Source organism: Paenibacillus sp. Root444D2 (assembly GCF_001426375.1).
Classification (GTDB): Bacteria; Bacillota; Bacilli; order Paenibacillales; family NBRC-103111; genus Paenibacillus_E.
The window spans coordinates 1-3,986 of the sequence record NZ_LMEO01000042.1; the positions used below are offsets into that span (position 1 = coordinate 1).

Genomic DNA, 3,986 nt, shown 5'->3' on the forward strand with positions numbered 1-3,986 from the left:
CGCTCTCCTGAACAACATCTGCAAACCAAGGTGTCAAAATCCTGCGAATGAGTGAGTATATGTGAGATAAACCCTTAAAACCGAGGGAAGGGCAGTAGAGCTCAATAATAATATCTGGTCTATTTGGAGATAATGAGCGCATCTTACTTGAACGAGGTGTTACGTTATTTTGACATTGGACAGAATCATAATGATCGGTATATGGATTATAATGAGTGTGCTTTTAATTCTGACGGTCACCCGCATTAAAATCCGAGAGGCGTTCGTAATATTCTCGTTTAAACAAGTGCAAACCTGGCTCCTTGGGCTTGTAGTTGTGCAGTACAATCTGCTTGAATACCCTGTTCGCGAGTTTGCCAATGCAGCACGGAACAGTTTTTCTTTTGAATATTTCATCTATCCCGCTATTTGTGTCGTATTTAATTTGAAATTTCCAGAAAAAAAAGGAATCATTCCGAAAACACTGTGGTTTCTGTTTTTCCCAAGTTGGATGACCGCATTGGAGGTATTGTTAGAGAAGCACACTCACCTGATTCATTACATTACTTGGCATTGGTACTGGACTTGGATCTCCCTTCTGATAACCTTTTACGTAGACAGGTCGTTTTATCTCTGGTTCATCAGGAAACAAACGGGTGGGATAAGATCCGCTAAGTGAATTGGGTTGTTCAACTAACGGAAACGTTAGTTCAACTAGAACAGGGAGCAGACCACCGCGGTGCTGCTCTCTGTTTCATTGAAGTAACGGGCAGGTTAGCTGGTGGCTTTGGAGTATTATTAGTCTTAACATTAAATAATCACTAAACAAACTTGGTTCTACACGTACTTTTTAGGAGGAAATTGTTTGTTAAGTAACATAAAAGAACTTTTTGGCGATTTGGATTTCTTTTCAAAGCAAGTTGCTGAGGCAGATTTGTCAACAATTATGTTTGAAAAATACGATTTTTCTAAGGGCTATATGGCGATAGATACAATTTTTACAAAGTGCGACCAGTTCTTAAATCTTAAAGAAGCATTTGCAGCGATTTTTTGTAAAGAGTTACATGACATGCATGAATGGGATATTAGTACACAACATTCTCCTGATGATTTGCAGTGGATTAAAGCCATAAAAGAAATCTGGATTCCTGAAAATTATCTTAAATTTGAAGGTATTCAATTGGAGTTCGTTGACGTAAATAATTTTATTAAAAAAGTAGAATATGATTTAGAGAGCTTAAATGTAACAAAAACAGCAGCTAATAACTTTTTTATGAAAATCACAGAAAATCCAGAAGTGATAAGGTTAAAAAAAGGGCATGTATATGATAAGTTTTTTTGTCAGAATAATGATTATTACTTCATATATGAATGGGGAATTTATGCTTAAACCAATACAGAAAACTTGCTATAACGGATTAAGTTATTAAGCTAACGAATAACGATAGTTGAGTTAGCAGAGTTTACGTGGAACTGCAGAAAAATAATTTTAATTATGTAAGGAACTAATGAGCACATGAAACAAGAACTAACTGAAACGTATGTATTTAATAAAGCAAATTTTCTAATTTTACTTAGGATGATAGAAGATGGTGAGAATGAATTTACAATTGAACAATTTTCAAATTGGTGTTGGAGTTATTGGTCGCAATGGAGATCAGGTGATGAGAATCTATTAACGAATATGCAAGATATTGAACTGACAGTGATTGACGAAGTTTTAGAAATTTATTTTAGAGATGATAAGATAAATAAATTTGACTTAGTTATGAAACAATTATCAAATTGGGTTAATAAATTATCGTAGACTTAGAAACAAGATATTAGGTTTTTGAATTAGCTAAGTCGATGAATATGCAGTCGAACATTCAACTAACGGGTAACGATAGCTTCATAACAAGATCTAGCAGGCTGCCGGTGATAAACTCGGTGGCCTGTTGTGCTAACGGGCAGGATTCTTAAAGAAGGTAGATGGAAATATTTGTTGAAATTATATGTAACTTAAATGAAAAGAGGGCGCTTTAATGGTCTTATTACAGTATGAAGATTGGCAAGAGCATTGGCAAAAGTTATTTGAAAAACTTGATAAGGAAAGCTACAGTAATTTGACCCCTGATGAAAGAATTTGGTACAAAATATTGATGAAAGAAATGAAATAATTAATTCATGGGATGATGGAGAACACGATCACTTATTTGAATTATTTGAAATGCTAGACAATCAGTTCTATAACGAGCTCAGTGAGGACTTGGAAACGAAGTTAGAAACTGTTGTAAAACGAATTATACAAACTTGACCATTCAACTAACGGAAACGTTAGTTTAATAAAAGAGAAGTTCCATATACATAGCATGTCGCGGTGAAACATCATTAAGGCATCATCACACAAGATGATGCTTTTATTATGTTCATGAGAGCTTCTAGGATGGCTTGTAGAGCGATGATTGAGGGGAGCGTGGGCTTCTAATCCATAGAATAAAGCGTCATTTTTCAGCTTTTATTTTCTTTACCTCATCCACTTCCCATACTTTTTCTCCACGCCTTATTATTCCCATCAACTTCTTTGTACAAAAAATATCCAATGAAGCTGTTTTTATATTTGAAACGGAGGAAATAAAGTCTGTTAAGGGAGTGTGGGGATTTATGCTGTAGTTATGTGTATTTGTCGGGTGACAAGAACATTATCTCATTAAAGGTCGCGTAAATCGCGGCTTTTTTGTTTTATGGGATAAAGTTCTTGTCAAAACAAAATGACAAGAACTTTATCCCATTCCCGATTTTGACAAGAACTTTATCTCATTCCCGACAGACGGCTTGAAGCGGATTGGTGGATAAACGAAAACTTCGAAATCTGGCTGTACTGATTAAACTAACGGGCAGAATTCTACAGTGATTTTTGGTGAAATTAGTCTTTACCTCCGAACGTGTATTCGCTATAATGTGTATGGGTATATTTTCCAAGTCGGGAGTGGTTAAGTAGTGGCGGAAATAGTCAAAGCGAAAGTTGAAAATTCCCTTACTATGTTGTTAGTTACAGATTTAGAAAAATCAATGAAATACTATGAAGGTGCTTTGGGATGTGAAGTCAACGAACACTGGGCAATTCGAGATAATTTCGGTCTAGGTTTTAAATTAATTCAAGCAAAAGACATTGAAGATGTTAGACCGAATAAAGGAACTTGGAATACTTATGCTTATGTAAAAACCCATGACGAACTTGATGCTTTATATCTTGAACTTAAAACAAATGGAGCAATTATTGTCTCGGAACCAAAAGTAATCGAACAAGACTGGGGTTCTTGGAAGGATTTCTCTGTTCGAGACTTGGATGGATACGTTATAGGTTTCGGTTCGGGAAATAAAAATAGCTAATCAAAGTGGGTTTGTCGTTACGCTAACGGAAACGATAGCGCAATAAACTATACCACGAGGCTGCTGCGTTTTGAACGGCGGCCTCGTTGCGCTAACGGGCAGTTTAGTGCGGTATTAAATCAGGTACTAGATAAAGATAGCACTATTTAATTAAGCCATAACATCCTATAATTTGATTGAAAGTAACTTTATGTTGGATACTTTAAAGGGAGTTATAAACAAATGGTTAAGCTTGTCTTTCCTGTAGTGATTTCTTTATTATTTTCACTGTTCTATAGTATCAAGTTAAATAAGAATCATAAACTTGCCACAATTATCTCAATCGCAACAGTTATTAATATTGTTTGTTTATTTTTAGGTACAGTTTGGTGGTGGGTAACTGAAACAGATGGATTGGGTCAAGTTATACAAATCATTATTTATGCTATATGTTTAGGTGTTATATTATTAATTAACGTTACTGCTGTCATAGTTATAAAAAAGCGTAGAATGTAAGACATAAGGCTGCCTTCGATGGGCAGCCTTATTCGTTCAGCTAAACATTCCTGTTAGTCCTAAGAATTGGACTTTGAAAGAAAAGGAGCGCCTCGGTATGATGGGTTTGTCAAAGGGTATAACCCAACACCATCAAGGAG

At 35.5% G+C, this 3,986-nt stretch carries 6 protein-coding genes; all 6 read left to right on the top strand.

Translation table 11 applies throughout. The features are described 5' to 3' along the window. The first annotated feature begins 169 nt into the window (after positions 1–169). The 6 genes from ASD40_RS21750 to ASD40_RS21770 all read left to right on the top strand — a co-directional run bounded on the left by ASD40_RS21750 (position 170) and on the right by ASD40_RS21770 (position 3,846). Entirely contained in the window at positions 170–658 is a 489-nt protein-coding gene (locus tag ASD40_RS21750; RefSeq protein WP_057305263.1) for a CBO0543 family protein, read from the top strand. A 186-nt stretch (positions 659–844) separates the two neighbouring features. Beyond that, complete coding sequence (locus tag ASD40_RS21755) at positions 845–1,369, top strand: hypothetical protein (protein ID WP_057305264.1); 525 nt, start codon at positions 845–847, stop codon at positions 1,367–1,369. Between the two features lie 126 nt (positions 1,370–1,495). Continuing rightward, positions 1,496–1,786, top strand: coding sequence for a hypothetical protein (locus ASD40_RS21760; RefSeq protein WP_057305265.1), 291 nt, complete (start codon positions 1,496–1,498; stop codon positions 1,784–1,786). 217 nt (positions 1,787–2,003) lie between these two features. Then, positions 2,004–2,138: a hypothetical protein gene (locus ASD40_RS39135; protein ID WP_268795921.1), complete on the top strand. Its 135-nt coding sequence runs from the start codon at positions 2,004–2,006 to the stop codon at positions 2,136–2,138. A gap of 820 nt (positions 2,139–2,958) precedes the next feature. Beyond that, positions 2,959–3,351 (top strand): VOC family protein, encoded by a 393-nt coding sequence (locus tag ASD40_RS21765; RefSeq protein ID WP_082562364.1) that lies wholly within the window; start codon positions 2,959–2,961, stop codon positions 3,349–3,351. Positions 3,352–3,573: 222 nt separating this feature from the next. Further along, the gene (locus ASD40_RS21770) at positions 3,574–3,846 is read left to right on the top strand and encodes a hypothetical protein (RefSeq protein ID WP_057305266.1); all 273 of its coding nucleotides are present in this window, start codon (positions 3,574–3,576) and stop codon (positions 3,844–3,846) included. Positions 3,847–3,986: the final 140 nt, after the last annotated feature.